General features: G+C 30.1%; 1 protein-coding gene. It reads left to right on the forward strand.

Features of this window, described 5'->3' with window-relative positions; genetic code table 11:
* Positions 1–126 precede the first annotated feature (126 nt).
* A complete protein-coding gene (locus V4762_RS09945; protein WP_347315622.1) occupies positions 127–1,281 on the forward strand; it encodes a transposase in 1,155 nt (384 codons plus the stop codon).
* The last annotated feature ends 143 nt before the right edge of the window (positions 1,282–1,424 follow it).

The following is a 1,424-nucleotide window of genomic DNA, read 5'->3' on the forward strand; positions in this document are numbered from 1 at the left end:
CGAATTGCTTCATCAAAAATCTAAATGAAATACAATCGTTGCCTCAAATAAAAAATCTAAATGAAAATAAAAAGTCTCTTAGAATAGTAGTTACTATAACTCTGGAGGCTAGAAATGGGGTTAACGATGAAGGAAAGAAAAGCAGTGGTGAGTGAAATTGCAAAAAGATATAAAAAAGCAGGCAAGAAACAAAAAGGCATTATTTTAGATGAGCTAATAGCTTTGACTGGATACAATCGTAGTTATGCATGTTTTCTTTTAAGTAGTTATGAGAAGATTGTAAGGATGAATAACAGAGTTTTAAAAGTAGATTTAACGATGAAGACAAAGAAAAAGAAAAGCAAATATTACGACAATGATGTAAAAAAGGCGTTAATTAAGGTATGGGATGTTTTAGATTGCCCATGTGGCAAAAGGTTAAAACCTGTTCTTCCTGAAATAATATATAAACTAAAAGAGTTTAAAGAAATACAAATTGAAACGGATGTAGAAGAAAAACTCTTTAAGATAAGCGCATCTACTATAGACAGAATACTTTCAGAATACAAAAGAATGAATAAACCAAAGGGAAAGACATATACAAAACCAGGCAGCCTTCTTAAAAGCCAGATCCCTATAAGGACATTTTCAGAATGGGACGAAAGTATACCTGGATATTTAGAAATAGACCTTGTAGGTCATGAAGGAGGAGATCCAAGAGGAGAATTTATCCATACTCTAACTGCAGTTGACATTTGCACTGGTTGGATAGAAATAGATGCATTAAAAAATAAAGCTCAAAGGTGGGTTTTTGAATCAATAGATGAAATAAAGAAACGCTTACCTTTTAAACTCTTTGGAATTGATTCTGATAATGGAGCGGAGTTTATAAATCATCAACTTCATCGTTATTGTGTTGAAAATAATATAACGTTCACAAGGTCAAGAAAATATAGAAAAAACGATAACTGCTATGTGGAACAGAAAAACTACTCTGTAGTAAGAAAATATGTTGGTTATTTTAGATATGATAGAGAAGTTGAGCTAATGACTTTAAAAAAGCTTTATGAAAGCTTAAGGCTATATATAAACTTTTTTCAGCCTGTAATGAAACAAATCTCAAAAGAAAGAGTTGGAAGTAAAGTTACAAAAAGATATGATAAAGCAAAAACTCCTTATCAAAGAATATTAGAAAATCCTGGTGTAGAAAAAATAGATAAAGAAAAGTTAAGAGAACAGTATACAAAATTAAATCCAGCTGAACTTCAAAGACAAATAGTAAAACTTCAAAAAAATTACTAGAAGACATATCCATAAAGGAAGAAGTAAGAAATTCTATTAAAAAAATTAGCAAAAATAAAGATAAAATATGTTATGGTTATGTTTAGAATTTTAAGTGAGGCAACGAATACAACTTCCTTTAGGTTTTTAAATGAGGCAACACG

The sequence above is a fragment of the Thermodesulfobium sp. 4217-1 genome, assembly GCF_039822205.1.
Taxonomy (GTDB): domain Bacteria; phylum Thermodesulfobiota; class Thermodesulfobiia; order Thermodesulfobiales; family Thermodesulfobiaceae; genus Thermodesulfobium.

What these genes read in the sequence shown, in the direction of transcription:
- V4762_RS09945 (WP_347315622.1), top strand. Translation starts at nt 127, where the DNA reads ATGAAGGAAAGAAAAGCAGTGGTGAGTGAAATTGCAAAAAGATATAAA.